Origin of the sequence: Halorubrum hochsteinianum, from assembly GCF_023702125.1 — an archaeon.
Lineage (GTDB): Archaea > Halobacteriota > Halobacteria > Halobacteriales > Haloferacaceae > Halorubrum > Halorubrum hochsteinianum.
Genome location: NZ_CP098415.1, coordinates 1,697,231 through 1,713,458 on the forward strand (window position 1 = coordinate 1,697,231; position 16,228 = coordinate 1,713,458).

Consider the following 16,228-nt stretch of genomic DNA (forward strand, 5'->3'; position numbering starts at 1 on the left):
CCGCCCCATCCGAAGCCATGACTGACAGCGACGAGGGGGCGCGGGACGACCGCGACGCCGGGGACAGTCACGGGAACGATCACGAGACGGGGAGTGACCACGATCACGAGTCCGAAGGCGACCACGACGCCGAGGGCGACCACGACCGCGGCGACGAGCCGCACCGCGAGGAGTTCCACGCGGACCCGGTGGGCCACACCCGCGCGACCGCCGGGATGACGGTGAGCGAACTCGTCGACGGCTACGGCGACGCGGGCATCGGGGCCGCCGCGGTCAACGAGGCGGGCGACGTGCTCGCGGAGATGTTCGCGAACGAGGACTGCACCGTGTTCCTCTCGCTGGCCGGCGCGATGGTGCCCGCGGGGATGCGCCGGATCGTGGCCGACCTCATCCGCGACGGCTACGTCGACGCTCTGGTGACAACCGGGGCGAACCTCACCCACGACGCCATCGAGGCCATCGGCGGGAAACACCACCACGGGCGCACTCACGACCCCGAGAAGAGCCTCCGCGAACACGACGAGGGGCTGCGCGACGAGGGCGTCGACCGGATCTACAACGTGTACCTCCCGCAGGAGCACTTCGCCGAGTTCGAGGGACACCTGCGCGAGGAGGTGTTCCCGGCGCTGGAGGCCGACCCGGACGCGGACGGCACCGACGCCGTCTCCATCGCCGACCTGACGCGCGAACTCGGCCGCGCCAACGCCGAAGTGAACGAGCGCGAGGACATCCCCGAGGGGCCGGGGGTCGCGGCCGCCGCCTACGAGTCCGACGTGCCGGTCTACTGCCCGGCGGTTCAGGACTCCGTCCTCGGGCTACAGGCGTGGATGTACGCCCAGACCGCCGACTTCACGCTCGACGCCCTCGCGGACATGACGGAGCTGACCGACCTCGCGTTCGACGCCGACGACGCCGGCTGCCTGCTCGTCGGCGGCGGCGTCCCGAAGAACTTCACGCTCCAGACGATGCTGGTCACGCCCCGGGCGTACGACTACGCCGTCCAGATCACGATGGACCCGGAGGCGACCGGCGGCCTCTCCGGCGCGACCCTCGAAGAGGCGCGCTCGTGGGGGAAACTGGAGAAGGACGCGCGCAACGCCTCCGTCTACGGCGACGCGACCGTGATGCTCCCGATGCTCGTCGCCGCCGCCCGCGACCGCGTGGAATAGGGCCGACGGCGACGTGTCCTAATTATATGTAATTAGGTTTTTCAGGGCGGAACGGGTCACTAGTGGTAATGAGCGACTACACGACGATCTCGCTGCGCAAGGAGTTCGTCGCGGACGTGGAGGAGCACATCGAAGACGAGCCGTTCGGCTCGGTCAAGGAGTTCGTGAAACACGTCGTCGTTCAGGAGATGGAGTCCGACGACGAGATCAGCGAGGCCGAGGCCCGTCGGATCGGCCAGCGGCTCCGGGATCTGGGGTACGTGGAGTGACCCCATGTCGGTCGAATCCCGCGCCGCGGTCCCCGACGCGGTCGACCGTGCCGATCTCCTGCTGCTCGCGTTCCCCCTCTGCTTCGCCGGCGTCTACGCCGCGCTGGCGGTGAACACCGGCGACGGGATCCCGCCGCTCGCGGGAGCTTCGGCGGTGTGTTGCCTGCTGATCGTCGACGGCGTCTTTCTCAATCCGCCCGTCGACGGCTGACCGGGGCCCGCCGCTTTCCTCCGGTCACGCCCGCGGCTCCACGTCCATCGCCTCCGCGAGCAGCGCGTGCGAGTCGAGCGCGGCCTCGTGGTCCGGCACCGTGTGCTGGATCATCACCTCGTCGACGCCGACGCGGTCCGCGAGCTGTTCGAGCAGCCCCGATATCGTCTCCGGACTCCCGGAGATCGACCGCGGCCACTCGTCGGGGTCGAGCGTCGCCGGCGTCGGGTCGGGCGCGCCGCCCAGTTCGTCGACCGCCTCCTCGACGGTCGGGGTGTCGTCGCCGAGTTCGCCGCGCTGCATCCGGCGGAACGTCGCCTCCGCGGGCGCGCGCCGCCGGGCCGCCGCCGCGTCCGTCTCGGCGGCCACGGCGTTGACCGCGACCATCCCCCGCGGCTCGTCGAGCGTTCCGGGGCCGGCCTCCGGGTCGAACGACTCGCGGTAGGCCGCGAACGCGCGCTCCGCGAAGCCGGGGCGGATGAACCCCGCGAAGCAGTAGCGCAGGCCGAGCTCGCCGGCTATCTCCCCGCTCGCCGGGCTGGAGCCGAGCACCCACGGAACCGGCGGGCCCTCGTCGGATCCCGGCACGGAGAGGTCGCCGTACGGGTGGTCGGCCGGGAACGCATCGCGGAGGTGGTTCACCACGGCCGTGACCCGCTCGCGGTGGTCCTCGTTCGGGTTCTCGACGCGCCGGTCGGTGCCGAGCGCGCGGTCCGAGGCCGGCGAGCCGTTCGCGCGCCCCATGCCGAGGTCGACGCGGCCGGGGGCGAGCCCGTCGAGGACGCCGAACGACTCGGCCACCTTGAACGGGCTGTAGTGGTTGAGCAGCACGGCCCCGCTCCCGATCCGGATCGAGTCGGTCGCGCCCGCGAGCCGGCCCAGCAGCACCTCGGGCGTGGTGCCCGCGAGGCGGTCGCCCATCCCGTGGTGCTCGGCGACCCAGAACCGCTCGTAGCCCAGCCGCTCTGCGTGGCGCGCGGCGTCGACGGTGTTCGCGAACGCGTCGGCGGCGGTGCCGCCGCGCGGCACCGGCGAGAGGTCGACGACTGAGAGGTCCATACCCCCGGTCGGCGACCGCTCCGGGAAACGGTTTGGGTCCCGGTGGGACCGTGGCCGAGCGGAACCATGGGCCTCGTGCGGTGGCGCGCGCCTCCGAGGCCGCACCGCGGCCGAGGAGCGCGTGCGAGGGAGTCGGCGGCGACCATCGGGAGCCGCCGACGAGGCTGGGGAGGCCTGAGGTGCTGTGCGGAGCGGTTCGGGGCTGGGGCTTCGGTGGTCACAGTCGTGGCGAGATCAGCAGCGTACAGACGAGCGGCTGAGGCTTCGGTGGTCGCGAGGATTAACGATTTACGACTGACTACCACATCGTCGGAGCCGTCGCTCACCGGGTAAAAGCGAGAAGAAAGCGGAGAGAGCGCCGGTCAGTTGTCGCCGGTTTTCGACTGCCAGGCGTAATCGCGACGCGAGGCGGACTCCCCGAACCCGCAGGAGGAGCAGCGCTCCTTCTTGACGTGGTAGGACTTCTCGCCGCAGCGTCGACACTTCACGTGGACCGTCTTGTTCTTCTTTCCCTGAGAGGGCGTACCTGCTCCGGTCATGCTTTGATGGTGACGACGTTATCGCCGCGTATAATCGTTGTGTCTTCGATCGCGACGGCGAACTCGCCGTCGAGGTCGCCGTCGACGCGGTCGTCCACGTCGGCCTCCGGCTCGATGACGACGTTCATGTGCTGGTCGTAGCCGCCCAGGATTCCGTAGTACGTCGTGCCGTCCTTCAGGTGAACCGTCACCGGCTCCTCCAGCGACGCTTCGAGCACGTCGAGGGGTCGTCCACTCATTGTCCGTATCGCCGCCCCTCGCGGTAATAAAAATACCGGGACGCCGGCCGCGACGGGGGCGTTTGACGGGGCTCCGATCACGTCAACCGCTCGCGGACAAACTCGGCCGCCGGCGGGACCGCGTCCGCGTACAGGTCGACGAACGCCAGTTCCGCCTGCGTCGCCCGCGGCGTGGCGTACCCCCGTTCGATCCGATCGCCGAGCAGTCCGATCGTCTCCAGGCTGGGACGGGCGAGTCGCGCCGCAAGCGGACCACCGTCGTCCGCCGCCTCGCGGACCGCCGCTTGCGCCCGTTCCGCCGCCGAACGGATCGACGCTTCCGAGGGGTCCTCCCGATGCCCGCCGTCGCGGATCTCGTCGACGGCCGCGCGAAACGCCCCGATCTCGGCCAGCCCGACGCCGGCCTCGGCCACGGCGGTAGCGTAGTCGTCGGCGTCGACCGCCCGCTCGACATCGTCGGTCGCCGACTCGACCCGCCGCTCGCCGGTGGCGAACAGCTCCTGTGCGACCGTCTCGCTCAGATCCTCGTCCCCCGGCGGCGTCTCTCCCCCGTGGCGCTCGCGGACGTCCGCGCGCGTGGCTATCACCGACCGGTGTAGCTCTTCGGCGACCGCGAACAGGGACGCCCGCCGCGGGACCGCTTCGGCGCGTTCGGCGAGGTACGCGGCGCGGATCCCCTCGGCGTCGGTCACGGCCGCTCGCGCGCGCTCGACGCGAGCGAGGGCCTCTCCCACTCGGAACGGCTCGGCGATCGGATCGGCGGGATACGTCGTGCGAGGCCGGAGGTGTCTCTCACACTCCGCGAGCAGCGATTCGACCGGCTCGTACGCCAGCACGGCTTCGATCGGCGACTCGGCCCGGAACTCCAGACCGGCAGCGAGCGCTCCCCTGTCGTCGCGCACGGCGCGACGTTGAGCGACGACGTCCGAGCCGTCGTCGGTCCCCGTGGCCGCTCGGTACGCGCCCCACACCTCCGCGGCGTCCGCTCGCCGCCGTCGCCACGCGGAGAGCGCGTCGACGCGCCAGCCGTCGGGCGGGTCGCCGTCCGCGTTCCGGAGCGCGCGCTCGCGGTCGTCCGCGATCGACGCGGCGACCGCGTCGTTAGGGACGTCGGGGTCAGCCGGAACGTCGTCGAGCAGGCGACGGATTCTCGTCTCGTGGGCGTCGGTCATCGACGCGGGAACGGCCACGGGGAACGGCGATCCCGGCCAGTCGACCGGTCCGATGGCGTCCGACGAGATCGACGCGCGAGCGCCGCCACGCTCCTCCTCGCCGGTGAACGGGAGCCCCGAACAGCCCGCGATAGCCGCCGCGCCGGCCGCTCCGAGTCCCGCGAGGAACCGGCGGCGCGACCCCGATCGACGCGTCATGCGTCTTCACCCCCGCTCGGGTCCGTCGCGGAGGCGTTGAACACCCTCGGCCGTCTGGGTCTCGACTGACAGGAGTTGGACATCCCGCGCCCGGTCCCGGTCGACCGGTCGGCCGCGACCGGGAGCCGGATTGCGAATCCGATGGTGTGGATCGCGTCGGCGGCGCAGTCGATGTCCGCCGGACGATACGCCTCACAGAAGTAGGCGTGAGGGTGGAGATCGCCGTCCGCGAGCTCGTCGCGGTCGACGCGGACCGACTGTAGCCGGATCTCGCGGCACGCCTCGACGGGCATCGCGAGCAGGTACACGGACGCCGACCCGAAGTCGGTCTCCTCGCAGAACGACCGGAGCGATTCTCCCGCCGCCGTCTCCGCGAAGGTGAGTTCCGAGAGATCGCCGTCCGCGACCAACACGCGCCGCGCCCCGCGCCGCTGTCGCGCTCGCTCGTCGACCGACAGCGACGGGAGTTCGTCGGTCGCGGTGACCAACGCGCCCCCGGTCTCGTCGCGGGCCGTCTCCAGCTCGTAGTCGTCGATCGGTCGGTCTCTGCTCAGATAGCTTTTCGACGCCGTCTCGCTGCCGGCGCACCCGGCCAGGGCGGCGATCCCTGACGCGGCCGCGAGGAGGGCTCGGCGGCGGGGTATTTCTGCCACCGTCGGCGATTCAATCGAGAGCGTGAAACGCTTTGTGGGGTGGTCCCGCGATCAGCCGCCGAGCGCCGACACCCCGAGCGCCGACCCCGCGACGAGCGCGACCGTCCACGCGGCGATGCCGACGCCCATCCAAGCGGCCACGTCGCGCGACCGACTCCCGGCGGCTAACGCGATCAGGGCGGCGAGGTGGACCCCGGTGAGGACCGGTGCGGCCAACGCCAGCCCGGGGAGTCCGTATCGGTCCCACACGCGGCGAGCCCACTCTCGTCGGCGGCTCGGTTCCGACTCCTCCTCCTCCGCGTCGTCCCCGCGCCGCCGTGCCCGCCACCGCGCCGCGCGTCGGTGGAACGCGAGCAGCAGCCAGACGGAGCCGGCGTTGCCGACGAACGCGGTCACGCCGACGGCGACCGGGTCGAGACCGAGACCGACGGCGACCGGGATCACGACGAGGATCTCGATCCACGGAAACGCCGCGAACAGCGCGACGAGGGCGTACTGGACGGGCCCGCCGGCGGCCGCGAGCGCGCCGCCGACGTCGCCGAAGACGGCCGAAACCGCGGCGTCGGGAATCCGGGCCGGTGCGGGGAGGGAACGCGCCGCGAGCGCGAACGCGGAGAGCGGGTCCATTGCCGGGACCGTTTCGCGGAGTGGCCCAAGTGCGTTGCGGGTTCGGCGCGGAGGATCCGACCGAGACGAGCGCGGTGAGATCCGGAATCGCGGTCCGGAAACACGGCGTGGGCGCTCTCCGAGGCGAGAGCGCCGAGACCGGCGACAGCGCGGCCGAACCCCGGTGTTTTTAAAGCGGGCGAGAGTACGCCGATGTACCACACTCCCGCGGGACACGGTGAGCCGACGTCGGCTCGGCCGTAGCGGGGCCTCAACGACGCAGTCGGACGCAGCGCTGACGGCTCCTTGCGGGGTTTCAGTGATGGACGCCACACGGCGTTCGACACGACAACACCATGGAAATCGAAATTGCGACACTCGGCGGTTACGAAGAGGTCGGTCGACAGATGACGGCGGTCCGGGCGGGCGAGGACATCGTCATCTTCGACATGGGCCTGAACCTCAGTAAGGTCCTCATCCACGACAACGTGGAGACCGAAAGCATGCACAGCCTCGACCTGATCGACATGGGAGCGATCCCGGACGATCGGGTGATGAGCGAACTCGAGGGCGACGTGAAAGCGATCGTTCCCACCCACGGTCACCTCGACCACATCGCGGGGATCCCGAAGCTCGCCCACCGGTACGACGCGCCGATCGTCTCCGCGCCGTACACGATCGAACTGGTGCGCCAGCAGATCGAAGACGAGGGCAAGTTCCAGGTCGACAACGACCTCGTGAAGATGAAGCCGGGGGCCACGATGGCGATCGGCGACTCCGAACAGGTCGAGATGGAGTTCGTCAACGTCACGCACTCGATCATCGACGCGATCAACCCGGTCCTCCACACGCCCGAGGGGGCGATCGTCTACGGGCTCGACAAGCGACTGGACCACGACCCCGTCATCGGCGACCCGATCGACATGGAGCGGTTCCGCGAGATCGGCCGCCAGGACGAGGGCGTCCTCGCGTACATCGAGGACTGTACGAACGCCGGCCAGAAGGGTCGGACCCCCTCGGAGTCGTACGCGAAGAAACACGTCGAGGACACGCTCAAATCGATGGAGGACTACACCGGTGGGATCATCGCCACGACGTTCTCCTCCCACATCGCCCGCGTGAAGACCCTCGTCGAGTACGCCCGCGAAATCGGCCGCCAGCCGGTCCTGCTCGGCCGCTCGATGGAGAAGTACTCTGGCACCGCGGAGCGGCTCGACTTCGTCGACTTCCAGGGCGACGTCGGCATGTACGGCCACCGGAAGTCCGTCGACCGCGCGTTCAAGCGGATCATGAAGGAGGGGAAGGGCAACTTCCTCCCCATCGTGACGGGCCACCAGGGCGAGCCGCGCGCGATGCTCACCCGCATGGGCCGCGGCGAGACGCCGTACGAAATCGACGACGGCGACAAGGTCGTCTTCAGCGCGAGCGTCATCCCGGAGCCGACCAACGAGGGCCAGCGCTACCAGTCCGAACAGCTGCTCCGGATGCAGGGCGCGCGCCTCTACGACGACATCCACGTCTCCGGCCACCTCCGCGAGGAGGGCCACTACGAGATGCTACAGGCACTCCAGCCCCAGCACCTCATCCCCGGCCACCAGACGCTCAAGGGCCGGTCGCCGTACGTCGACCTCGCGAAGTCGCAGGGGTACAAGCTCGGACGTGACGTCCACGTCACGCAGAACGGGTCCACCATCCAGCTCGTCGAATGACGAGCGAGACGAAGGAGGCGCGGGTGCTCGACGCCATCCGCGAGCGGCGTGACCTCGTCAACGCCGCTATCGACGAGGAGCTGCCGGTCCAGGAGCCGGAGCGCCTGTACGAGGCGACCAGATACATCCTCGAAGCCGGCGGGAAGCGGCTCCGCCCGACGGTGACGACGCTGGCCGCGGAGGCGGTCACCGGCACCGAGCCGATGGGGGCCGACTTCCGCGCGTTCCCGTCGCTGTCCGGCGACGACGTCGACGTGATGCGCGCCGCGGTCGCCATCGAGGTGATACAGTCGTTCACGCTGATCCACGACGACATCATGGACGAGGACGACCTCCGGCGGGGCGTCCCCGCCGTCCACGAGGCGTACGACGTCTCGACGGCGATCCTCGCTGGCGACACCCTCTACTCGAAGGCGTTCGAGTTCATGACGGAGACCGGCGCGGACCCGCAGAACGGCCTCGAAGCCATGCGGATGCTCGCGTCGACCTGTACCGAGATCTGCGAGGGGCAGGCGCTCGACGTCGCCTTCGAGAACCGCGACGACATCCTCCCCGAGGAGTACTTGGAGATGGTCGAACTGAAGACCGCGGTGCTGTACGGCGCGTCGGCCGCGACGCCCGCGCTCCTGCTCGGTGCCGACGAGGAGGTCGTCGACGCCCTCTACCAGTACGGCATCGACTCGGGGCGCGCGTTCCAGATCCAAGACGACGTGCTCGACCTGACGGTCCCCTCCGAGGAGCTGGGCAAGCAGCGCGGCTCCGACCTCGTCGAGGGGAAGGAGACGCTGATCACCCTCCACGCGCGCCAGCAGGGGGTCGACGTCGACGCCCTCGTCGACGCCGACACGCCCGCCGAGGCGACCGAGGACGCCATCGACGAGGCGGTGGCGGCCCTAGAGGAGGTCGGCTCGATCGAGTACGCCCGCGAGACCGCGGAGGACCTCACCGCGCGCTCGAAGGAACACCTCGAACTGCTCCCGGAGAGCGGCTCCCGGAGCCTGCTCGAAGACCTGGCGGACTACCTCATCGTCCGCGGCTACTGAGGAGCCGTCGGCGGTCCGGAGCCGGCTCCGACCACCGCAACGGACACCGCTTTACCCCCGGACCGCGTTCGGTCGACCGTGTCACGGTACCGAGACGTCGCGCTGTTCTGCCTGCTCGCGTTGTTCTGGGGCGGATCGTTCGTCGCCATCGAAGTGGGTCTGGACTTCTACCCGCCGGTGTTGTACGCCGCGTACCGGTTCGACGTGGCCGCGCTGGCGCTGATCTCGTACGTGCTGCTCACCGAGAGCGACCCGTTCCCGCGGAGCCGCGGCGATCTGGCCGCCATCGGCTTCAGCGGCGGGCTCTCGGTGGCCGCGAACAACAGCCTGCTGTTCGTCGGCCAGCAGTACACGACGAGCGGCATCGCCTCGATCACCTACAGCCTCGTCCCCATCGCGACCGTGGCGGTCGCGGCCGCGTGGATCGGCGGAGCGGACCTCGACGCCCGCGGCGCGGTCGGGGTCGTCCTGGCCTTCCTCGGCGTGGGGCTGGTCGCGCAGCCCGACCCGGCGAACCTCGGCGGGGGGGTCGCGGTCGGCGTCGGGCTGATCGCGATCGGCGTAGTCGCCGTCGCGGTCGGGAGCGTCGGCCTCCGGACCGTGGAGACGACGTTCTCCAGCGTCGCGCTCACGGGCTGGGCGATGGGGTTCGGCGCGCTCGCCATCCACGCGCTCAGCCTCGGCCTCGGCGAGGGACAGCGGCTCCCCGCCGCGGAACCGCGCGCGCTCGCCGCGCTCGCGTTCCTCGGGCTGCTCTCCTCCGCGGTCGCGTACACCATCTACTTCACGCTGCTCGACCGGCTCGGCCCCTTCGAGATCAACCTCGTCTCCTACGTCGTCCCGATCGTCGCGACCGTCGCGGGGGTCCTGCTGCTCGGCGAGTCGGTGACGGTGTTCACCCTCGCGGGCTTTACGGTCATCGTCCTTGGCTTCGCGCTCCTGAAGCGCCGCGAGATCGCCGACGCGGCCGCCGGAATCCGGTTCCGAGCGTAAAAAAAGGTGGAAAAGCGTGGAAGCGGCGCGGCCGCGCCGTCACCGATCGGCGCTCGCTACGCGGTCGCGTTCCCGGACGGGTCGGTCTCGTTGCCCGACGGGTCAGTCGGCTCGGTCGGCGTCGTCCCGCCCGGCGGGACCGTCGCCCCCGGCGGGACCGCGCCGCCCGGACCGGCCGCCGGTCCGAACGACACGTCCGGGTTCGGTCCCGTCACGAGGAAGTCCGCGACGTTACCGATCAGGACGGCGTTGTCGGCGCGGCCGGCGTTCTCCGGTTCGAGGAAGCTCGAATCCCCGAGCACCGCGAGCGAGTCGCTTCGGACGGCGACGCCGTAGGAGCCGGCCTCGCGGGTCGTCGACAGCTGCGAGGTCTCCGCGGTGGCGAGCGCCGCCGACCCGTCGGCCGCGCCGACGGGCGCTGCGCCGCGGAGGACGACCTCCTCGACGCCCTCCGTCAGCGACCCCGGCCCGGTCGGCTCGACGAGGACGCTGAGGTAGTTCGCGTCGTTGTTCTCCATGTCGTACACGTAGCCCGCCTCGCCGTAGACGCCGAACGCGGAACCGAAGTCGGTGAGCGCGCCGGCGTTACCGGGGTCGCTCGCGACCAGCGTCCGGCCGCCGGCGTCGACGAACGACTCGACCGCGTCGGCGTCGGTCGCCGACAGCGCGCCGGGGCTCGTGGTGACGAACGCGTCCGCGTCCGAGAGCAGCGACGACAGCGGCTCGCCGCCCAAGGTCCCGCCGTAGAATCGGACCTCGTGGCCGTTCTCGACCAGCGCCGCGGTCAGCGGCGCGACGCCCCGCTGCGCGCCCCCGAGCGACCCGATGTCCGCCTCCGCGGGGGCGTCGCCGTCCTCGATTGGCAGGACCGGCGTGCCGCCGCCGACCCCGCCGGCCGCGCCGCCGAGGTGGACGACGACGGTGTTCGACGGCTCGCTGCTCTCCATCTCGACCTCGCCGCCCTCGCTGACGGTCTCCGGCTCGACCGCGTCCAGCTGCCAGTGATCGTCCGCGACGGCGTCGGTCTCGGGCGCGCCGCCGTCGAGGACGACGCCGCCGACGGCCGCGACGCCGACGATCACGAGGAACACCAGCGCGAACGCGCCGACCGCCGTTCGCAGGTCGACGCTCATTCGCCGTCACCCCCGTTCGCCGCGGCCGCGTCGTCGGTCGTCGCGTTCCCGCCGCCACCGGTCGTCGCCTCCGCGTCCGCCGCGTCGCCGTCCGCGGGCAGCCGCCCGGTGTAGCTCGTCATGACGACGTCGTCGCCGACCGTCTCGTCCCACGCCGCCGGCGCGACCGCGAGGACCAGTCCGTCGCCGAGTTCGTCGTCCGAGGCGTCGGCGACCACGACGGTCCCGTCGTCGCGCTCCAGAAGCGAGAGGCCGCTCGGCACGGGGCTCTCCATTCGGCGAGTGTCGACCGCGTAGTCGCCGAGTCCGGCCTCGCTCGCGGCGTCGGCGACCGCGCCGTCAACGAAGCCGAACTCGTCGGCGAAGCCGTTCTCGACCGCCTCGGTGCCGAGGTACGCGTCGGCGTGCGCGATCTCCTCGCGGTCGAGTTCGATCTCGTCGCCGCGCTGCTCGATCACGTTCTCTAGGAAGAGGTTCGCGAGCGTCTGTCGGCGCTCGCGCTGAGTGTCCGGGTCGCTCCCGCGTTTGTCCGGCCCGGTCCCCCCCGCGTTGGGTCCGCTCGGAGCCGGCGCGGTGCCGGCGACCCCGACGCTGCCGACCGCCTGCGCGGAGGGCGCGACGTAGATCCGGTCGGCTGGCGCGATCGCGAGGTACGCCCCCGACGCGCCGAGCGTGTCGACGGCGGCGTACACGGGCATCACCGACGCGGTGCGGTCGACCGCGGCGTACATCCGCTCGCTCTGCGCGGGCAGGCCGCCCCCGCTGTCGACTTCGAGGACGACCGCCTCGATCGAGTCGTTCGTGCGGGCGTCACGGAGGTTGTCCTCGACGTGTTGGGCCGTCGCAGAGTCGATGCTGCCGTCGATTTCGACCACGGCGACCGTCCCGTCGGGGCCGGTCACGGCACCGTACACGCCGGGGGCGACGAGCAGCCCCGCGGCAACCGCGAGGATCGCAGCGACCCCGACCGCGTGGCGCGTCTCGATCCGGTCGAGCCCCGTCGCGCGCCCGCCGTCCGAGACCGGCCGTTCGGCGGTCGGCGGCGAGCGGTCGGCGGTCGACTGGGAGCGGCCGGCGGTCGACTGGGAGCGGCCGGCGGTCGACCGATCTCCCTTCGGTGTCGTCGCGTCGTCTGGCGATTCGGTTGGCGTTCTCGCCGACTCGTCGTCGGAACTCATCGATCCGTCCTCGTTCGGTGCCGCGGTCGCGGCGTCGTGTGTTGTCTCGTCGTCATCGTCATCGCGAAGTCGCACGCGCGTCGGTCGTCCGTCGATGCGTCTGCGTCCCCGCCGCGGTCGGTGGCCTCGGGACGATCGCCCCGGCCGTCGCCGTCGCTCACGCGTCGGCCACCCCGATCGGGTCGCCCACGTCCCCGCCGAACAGCGACGCGTGAGAGGCGAACAGGTCGCTCTCGGCGGCGGCGTCGACAATCACGGTCCGCCCGTGTCGGGTGACGGTCGCGTCCGAGAGCGAGGGCTCTCCCTCGCGGGCCGCGCGGGCTATCGCCTCCGCCGTCTCCCTGTCGAGACGGCTGGGGTCCGCGACCGCGCCGTACCGCAGCGCGACGCTCGGACCGTCCGAGCCGCCGTCGCCCTCCCCTCCCGCACCGCCGCTTCCGTTCTCGGGCTCCCCGTCGGTGAGCCGGAGCGACGCCCCGACCGCGCCCGACGCGTCGACCGCGGTGCGGAGCTCCTCGGGGGCGTCGGCGAGCAGGTCCTGGAGGCGTCCGCGGGCGTCCGGGCCCAGGTCGACGCACACTGTCGCGTCGCCGCCGAGCAGCGACGGGAGCGGTCCGTAGGTCGCGCTCCCGTCGGATCCGCGCTCGCGATCGGCGTCGATCCCGGCGTCGCGCTGGGCCGCGGCGACCGCGGGCGTCGGGCCGTACGCGCCCACGATCTCGCCCGGCGCGACGGCGACTGCCGAGCCCACCGTCCGGGACCGGAACCGAGCGAACCCGGAGCCGTCGTCCGGCTCGCGGACCACGTCGGGGTCCGCGTCCAGTTCGGCGGCGAGCGCGGCCGCGTCCACGTCGCCGACGGCGACCGCGCACCCCTCCGGCCCCTCCCCGGTGAGCGCCGCGCCGCCGGTCGCCTGTCGCACGTCGCCGAGCGACGCGCTCTCGTACCGATCGAGGAGGCGTCGGACCCGGCCGCCGATCCCGCTCGGGAGCCCGGTCGCCGTCAGGACCGCCGGGTCGACCCGCCCGGTCACGACGGTGTCGACCGCGTTCGACGCGGCCGCGGCGGGGTCGTACGTTCCGGTGGCGACCGCAGAGCGCGGGCCGTCGCCTCCCGCGTCGGCGCGGTCGCTCGCCGTTTCCTCGTCCGCCGCGTCGACTCCGGACCCGGCCGACTCGACCGCGAGCGTCGGGTCGGGCGGCGGCTCGGCGGTCAGGGCGCTGATCGGTCCGCCGACTCCCAACCCAGTCGCCGCGAGCGCGGCTACGCGCTTCGCGAACGTCCGTTTGGAGGGCATCGTTTCAGGTGAATCCTGACAAGTAATAATACTACCGGGTGGCGACGCCCGGTGGTCGCCCTCCCGGCATTCGGTTTCGCCGTCTCGGACGTGCCCCTCGATCGGCGGGTGCGTCGACGTCGTCGACTGCGTCTCTCAGCCGTCGAGCGCGTCGATGTCGTCGAGTATCTCGACGGCGTGGTCCTCGGGCGAGACGCCCTCGTAGGCCAAGACGACGGTCCCCGTCTCGTCGAGCACGTACGTGTTCCGGAACACGCCGTCGAAGGTGTTCCCGAACATCGACTTCTCGCCGTAGGAGTCGTACGCGCTCGCGACCGCGCCGTCGGGGTCCGAGAGGAGCGTGAAGGGGAGGTCGTACTCCGCGGCGAACGGTTCGAGGTCCTCGACGGGGTCGTCGCTGATCCCGACGACGGCGACGTCCCTGTCCTCGAACGCGTCCCACTCGTCGCGGAAGGCGCACGCCTCGGCGGTACAGCCCGGCGTGTCGGCGCGCGGGTAGAAGTACACCACCGTGTGGCTCGCGGCGGTCGGGTCGACGGTGACCGTCTCGCCGCGGTGGTCCGTGAGCGTGATCTCGGGCGCGGAGTCGCCGGATTCGAGCATACGGATCGGCTCTTCTCAAACGGGTTAGTGGATTCGGTCCATTTTTACCGACTACTCGCAACCTACCGGTATCGATGGCGTGGCAACCGACGCCGTACACGGTCCCGCTGCTCGTCGCGGCGGTCGCGTCCTTCGCGTTCACCGTGTACGCGGTCGCCAACCGCTCTCGCGGCGGTCACGCCCTCCTGTGGAGCTTCGTCGGCGTCGCGGGCACCGCCGGCGTCTGGTCGCTCGCGTACGCGGCACAGCTGTCGGCGACCTCGCTCCCGACCACGCTGTTCCTCAACCGCTTCGTCTGGCTCGGCACCGCCGGGCTGGCTGTCGCGTGGCCGGCGTTCGTCCTCTCGTACGTCGACAGGACGGCGTGGCTCGGTCGCCGCCGCTTCGCGCTCTTCTGGATCGTCCCCGTCGCCGCCGTCGCCGCGGTCTGGACCGTCGGCGTCGACCCGCTGTTCTACGCCGATCCGTCGCTCGTCGACGCCGGCGGCTACCGCGTCCTCGACTACGATCCGACGCCCGCGCTGCTCGGGTTCGTCGGCTACACCTACGCGGTCAACCTGTTCACCTTCGCCGTCCTCGGCTACGCCGCCGCCGCCCGCGACGGCGTGTTCCGCCGGCAGGCCAGCGCCCTCTTCGTCGCCGGCGTCGCGCCGCTGGCGCTCGGCGCGGCCGGCATCGCCGGTATGATCGGCCCGGAGACCGGCCTCGTCGACTTCACTCCCGTCGCGTTCAGCGGGACCTCCGCGCTCCTTGCGTGGGTCGTGTTCCGGTACCGGCTGCTCGACGTCTCGCCCATCGCCCGCGACGCGGTGTTCGCGAACCTCTCCGACGGCGTCATCGTCTGCGACGCCGACGGCCGCGTGGTCGACCGCAACGACCCCGCCCGGTCGCTGTTCCCCAACGCCGAACTCGGCGTCCACGCCGAGGAGGCGTTCGACGACGTGCCCTCGGTCGCCGAGGCCGTCGCTGACGGGACCGCCGACGAGGAGTTCCGCGTGACGGTCCACGGGAGCGGCGCGCCGCGGTTCCTGACCGTCGACGTCCACGGCATCACCGCCCCGGGAACGGCCCGCAGCGGGACCGTCCTCCTGTTCCGCGACGTCACCGAGCGGGAGACGCTCCAGCGGCGCTACCGCGCGCTCATCGAGAAGTCGCCGAACGTGATCGCCGTCTGCGGCGACGACGGACTGGTCCGGTACGTGAGCCCGTCGATAGCGCGCCTGCTCGGCCACGAGGCGAACGAAGTCGAGGGCCGGCCGGTCATCGACCTGGTCCACCCCGAGGACCAGCGGGAGGCGCAGGAGGCGTTCGAGCGCGCCTTCGACAGCGACGAGCCGGTGTCGCTCTCACACCGGATCGCCTGCGCGGACGGCAGTTGGCGGCAGTTCGAGACGGTGATCGAGCGGCTGTTCGAGGACGCGGGCGAGGTCGTCATCACCGCCACCGACGTCACCGAGGCCCGGCGGTACGAACAGCGCCTCCAGGTCCTCAACCGCGTCCTGCGGCACGACCTGAAGAACGACACCAACGTTATCGGCGGATACGCGGACCTGCTCCGGGACCACGTCGACGAGGAGGGCGACCCGTACCTCGACGTCATCGACCGGAAGGTGAAGACGCTGACCCACCTCAGCGATCAGGCCCGCGAGATCGACGTCGCGCTCCACAGCGACGCGGGCCGGAGCGAGATCGACCTGTCCGCGCTCGTCGACCGGCTCTGCGACTCGCTGGAGTCGTCGTTCCCCCACGCCACGGTGACGGTCTCCGTCCCGGAGTCGGCAGTCGTCTCCGCCGACGAGCTCTTAGAGTCCGCGGTCCGCAACGTCCTGGAGAACGCCGTCGTCCACAACGACCGCGACGACCCGCACGTTGAGGCGACCGTCGTCGCCGACGGCGACCGGTTCCGGGTCGACGTGGCCGACGACGGCCCGGGAATCCCGCCCATCGAGCGGGCCGTGTTCTCGGAGGCCCGGGAGACGGCGCTCGAACACGCGAGCGGGCTCGGGCTCTGGCTCGTCCACTGGATCGTCACGGAGTCGGGCGGAGACCTCGAGATCGACACCCGGGAGCCGACCGGCACGGTGGTGCGGATGTGGCTCCCGCGAGCGGCCGAGAGAGGCGACTGACCGCACCTCCACCTCGACGCGGACGACTGAT

General features: G+C 71.5%; 17 protein-coding genes. 7 read left to right on the plus strand and 10 right to left on the minus strand.

Features of this window, described 5'->3' with window-relative positions; all coding sequences use genetic code 11:
• Nucleotides 1–17: 17 nt before the first annotated feature.
• From NAF06_RS08495 to NAF06_RS08505, 3 genes are all read left to right on the plus strand, one after another.
• Nucleotides 18–1,169 carry a deoxyhypusine synthase gene (locus NAF06_RS08495; RefSeq protein WP_008584332.1) on the plus strand — a complete coding sequence of 384 codons (1,152 nt, stop codon included), beginning with the start codon at nucleotides 18–20 and terminating at the stop codon, nucleotides 1,167–1,169.
• Between the two features lie 68 nt (nucleotides 1,170–1,237).
• Nucleotides 1,238–1,438 carry a hypothetical protein gene (locus NAF06_RS08500; RefSeq protein WP_008584328.1) on the plus strand — a complete coding sequence of 67 codons (201 nt, stop codon included), beginning with the start codon at nucleotides 1,238–1,240 and terminating at the stop codon, nucleotides 1,436–1,438.
• 4 nt (nucleotides 1,439–1,442) lie between these two features.
• Complete coding sequence (locus tag NAF06_RS08505; RefSeq protein ID WP_008584326.1) at nucleotides 1,443–1,649, plus strand: DUF8015 family protein; 207 nt, start codon at nucleotides 1,443–1,445, stop codon at nucleotides 1,647–1,649.
• A gap of 24 nt (nucleotides 1,650–1,673) precedes the next feature.
• Here NAF06_RS08505 and NAF06_RS08510 read toward each other — a convergent pair whose 3' ends face one another.
• The 6 genes from NAF06_RS08510 to NAF06_RS08535 all read right to left on the minus strand — a co-directional run bounded on the left by NAF06_RS08510 (nucleotide 1,674) and on the right by NAF06_RS08535 (nucleotide 6,136).
• A complete protein-coding gene (locus tag NAF06_RS08510; RefSeq protein ID WP_008584324.1) occupies nucleotides 1,674–2,708 on the minus strand; it encodes an LLM class flavin-dependent oxidoreductase in 1,035 nt (344 codons plus the stop codon).
• 362 nt (nucleotides 2,709–3,070) lie between these two features.
• The gene (locus NAF06_RS08515; RefSeq protein WP_006112801.1) at nucleotides 3,071–3,247 is read right to left on the minus strand and encodes a 50S ribosomal protein L37e; all 177 of its coding nucleotides are present in this window, start codon (nucleotides 3,245–3,247) and stop codon (nucleotides 3,071–3,073) included.
• Nucleotides 3,244–3,486 carry an LSM domain-containing protein gene (locus tag NAF06_RS08520; protein WP_251106147.1) on the minus strand — a complete coding sequence of 81 codons (243 nt, stop codon included), beginning with the start codon at nucleotides 3,484–3,486 and terminating at the stop codon, nucleotides 3,244–3,246. Before NAF06_RS08520 ends, NAF06_RS08515 begins: the two co-directional genes overlap by 4 nt.
• Before the next feature lie 77 nt (nucleotides 3,487–3,563).
• Entirely contained in the window at nucleotides 3,564–4,856 is a 1,293-nt protein-coding gene (locus NAF06_RS08525; RefSeq protein ID WP_251106148.1) for a hypothetical protein, read from the minus strand.
• Entirely contained in the window at nucleotides 4,853–5,509 is a 657-nt protein-coding gene (locus tag NAF06_RS08530; RefSeq protein WP_251106149.1) for a hypothetical protein, read from the minus strand. Before NAF06_RS08530 ends, NAF06_RS08525 begins: the two co-directional genes overlap by 4 nt.
• Nucleotides 5,510–5,560: 51 nt before the next feature.
• Nucleotides 5,561–6,136, minus strand: a complete 576-nt coding sequence (locus tag NAF06_RS08535; RefSeq protein ID WP_251106150.1) for a small multi-drug export protein — start codon at nucleotides 6,134–6,136, stop codon at nucleotides 5,561–5,563.
• A 335-nt stretch (nucleotides 6,137–6,471) separates the two neighbouring features.
• Between NAF06_RS08535 and NAF06_RS08540 the strand changes: the two genes are divergently transcribed.
• The 3 genes from NAF06_RS08540 (at nucleotide 6,472) to NAF06_RS08550 (ending at nucleotide 9,860) form a co-directional block, all read left to right on the plus strand.
• Nucleotides 6,472–7,824 carry a ribonuclease J gene (locus tag NAF06_RS08540; protein ID WP_008584310.1) on the plus strand — a complete coding sequence of 451 codons (1,353 nt, stop codon included), beginning with the start codon at nucleotides 6,472–6,474 and terminating at the stop codon, nucleotides 7,822–7,824.
• Nucleotides 7,821–8,867, plus strand: a complete 1,047-nt coding sequence (gene idsA3 / locus NAF06_RS08545; RefSeq protein ID WP_008584308.1) for a geranylfarnesyl diphosphate synthase — start codon at nucleotides 7,821–7,823, stop codon at nucleotides 8,865–8,867. Before NAF06_RS08540 ends, idsA3 begins: the two co-directional genes overlap by 4 nt.
• Nucleotides 8,868–8,945: 78 nt before the next feature.
• Nucleotides 8,946–9,860, plus strand: a complete 915-nt coding sequence (locus tag NAF06_RS08550; RefSeq protein ID WP_008584306.1) for a DMT family transporter — start codon at nucleotides 8,946–8,948, stop codon at nucleotides 9,858–9,860.
• A 56-nt stretch (nucleotides 9,861–9,916) separates the two neighbouring features.
• Here the strand turns inward: NAF06_RS08550 and NAF06_RS08555 are convergent, their stop codons facing one another.
• From NAF06_RS08555 to NAF06_RS08570, 4 genes are all read right to left on the minus strand, one after another.
• Entirely contained in the window at nucleotides 9,917–10,993 is a 1,077-nt protein-coding gene (locus tag NAF06_RS08555) for a hypothetical protein (protein ID WP_008584304.1), read from the minus strand.
• Nucleotides 10,990–12,171, minus strand: a complete 1,182-nt coding sequence (locus NAF06_RS08560) for a S49 family peptidase (RefSeq protein WP_049908802.1) — start codon at nucleotides 12,169–12,171, stop codon at nucleotides 10,990–10,992. Before NAF06_RS08560 ends, NAF06_RS08555 begins: the two co-directional genes overlap by 4 nt.
• A gap of 157 nt (nucleotides 12,172–12,328) precedes the next feature.
• Nucleotides 12,329–13,468 carry a hypothetical protein gene (locus tag NAF06_RS08565; protein ID WP_049908796.1) on the minus strand — a complete coding sequence of 380 codons (1,140 nt, stop codon included), beginning with the start codon at nucleotides 13,466–13,468 and terminating at the stop codon, nucleotides 12,329–12,331.
• Nucleotides 13,469–13,603: 135 nt separating this feature from the next.
• Nucleotides 13,604–14,071, minus strand: a complete 468-nt coding sequence (locus NAF06_RS08570) for a peroxiredoxin (RefSeq protein ID WP_008584299.1) — start codon at nucleotides 14,069–14,071, stop codon at nucleotides 13,604–13,606.
• A 74-nt stretch (nucleotides 14,072–14,145) separates the two neighbouring features.
• Here NAF06_RS08570 and NAF06_RS08575 point away from each other — a divergent pair, with 74 nt between their 5' ends.
• Entirely contained in the window at nucleotides 14,146–16,197 is a 2,052-nt protein-coding gene (locus tag NAF06_RS08575) for a histidine kinase N-terminal 7TM domain-containing protein (RefSeq protein ID WP_008584298.1), read from the plus strand.
• Nucleotides 16,198–16,228 lie beyond the last annotated feature (31 nt).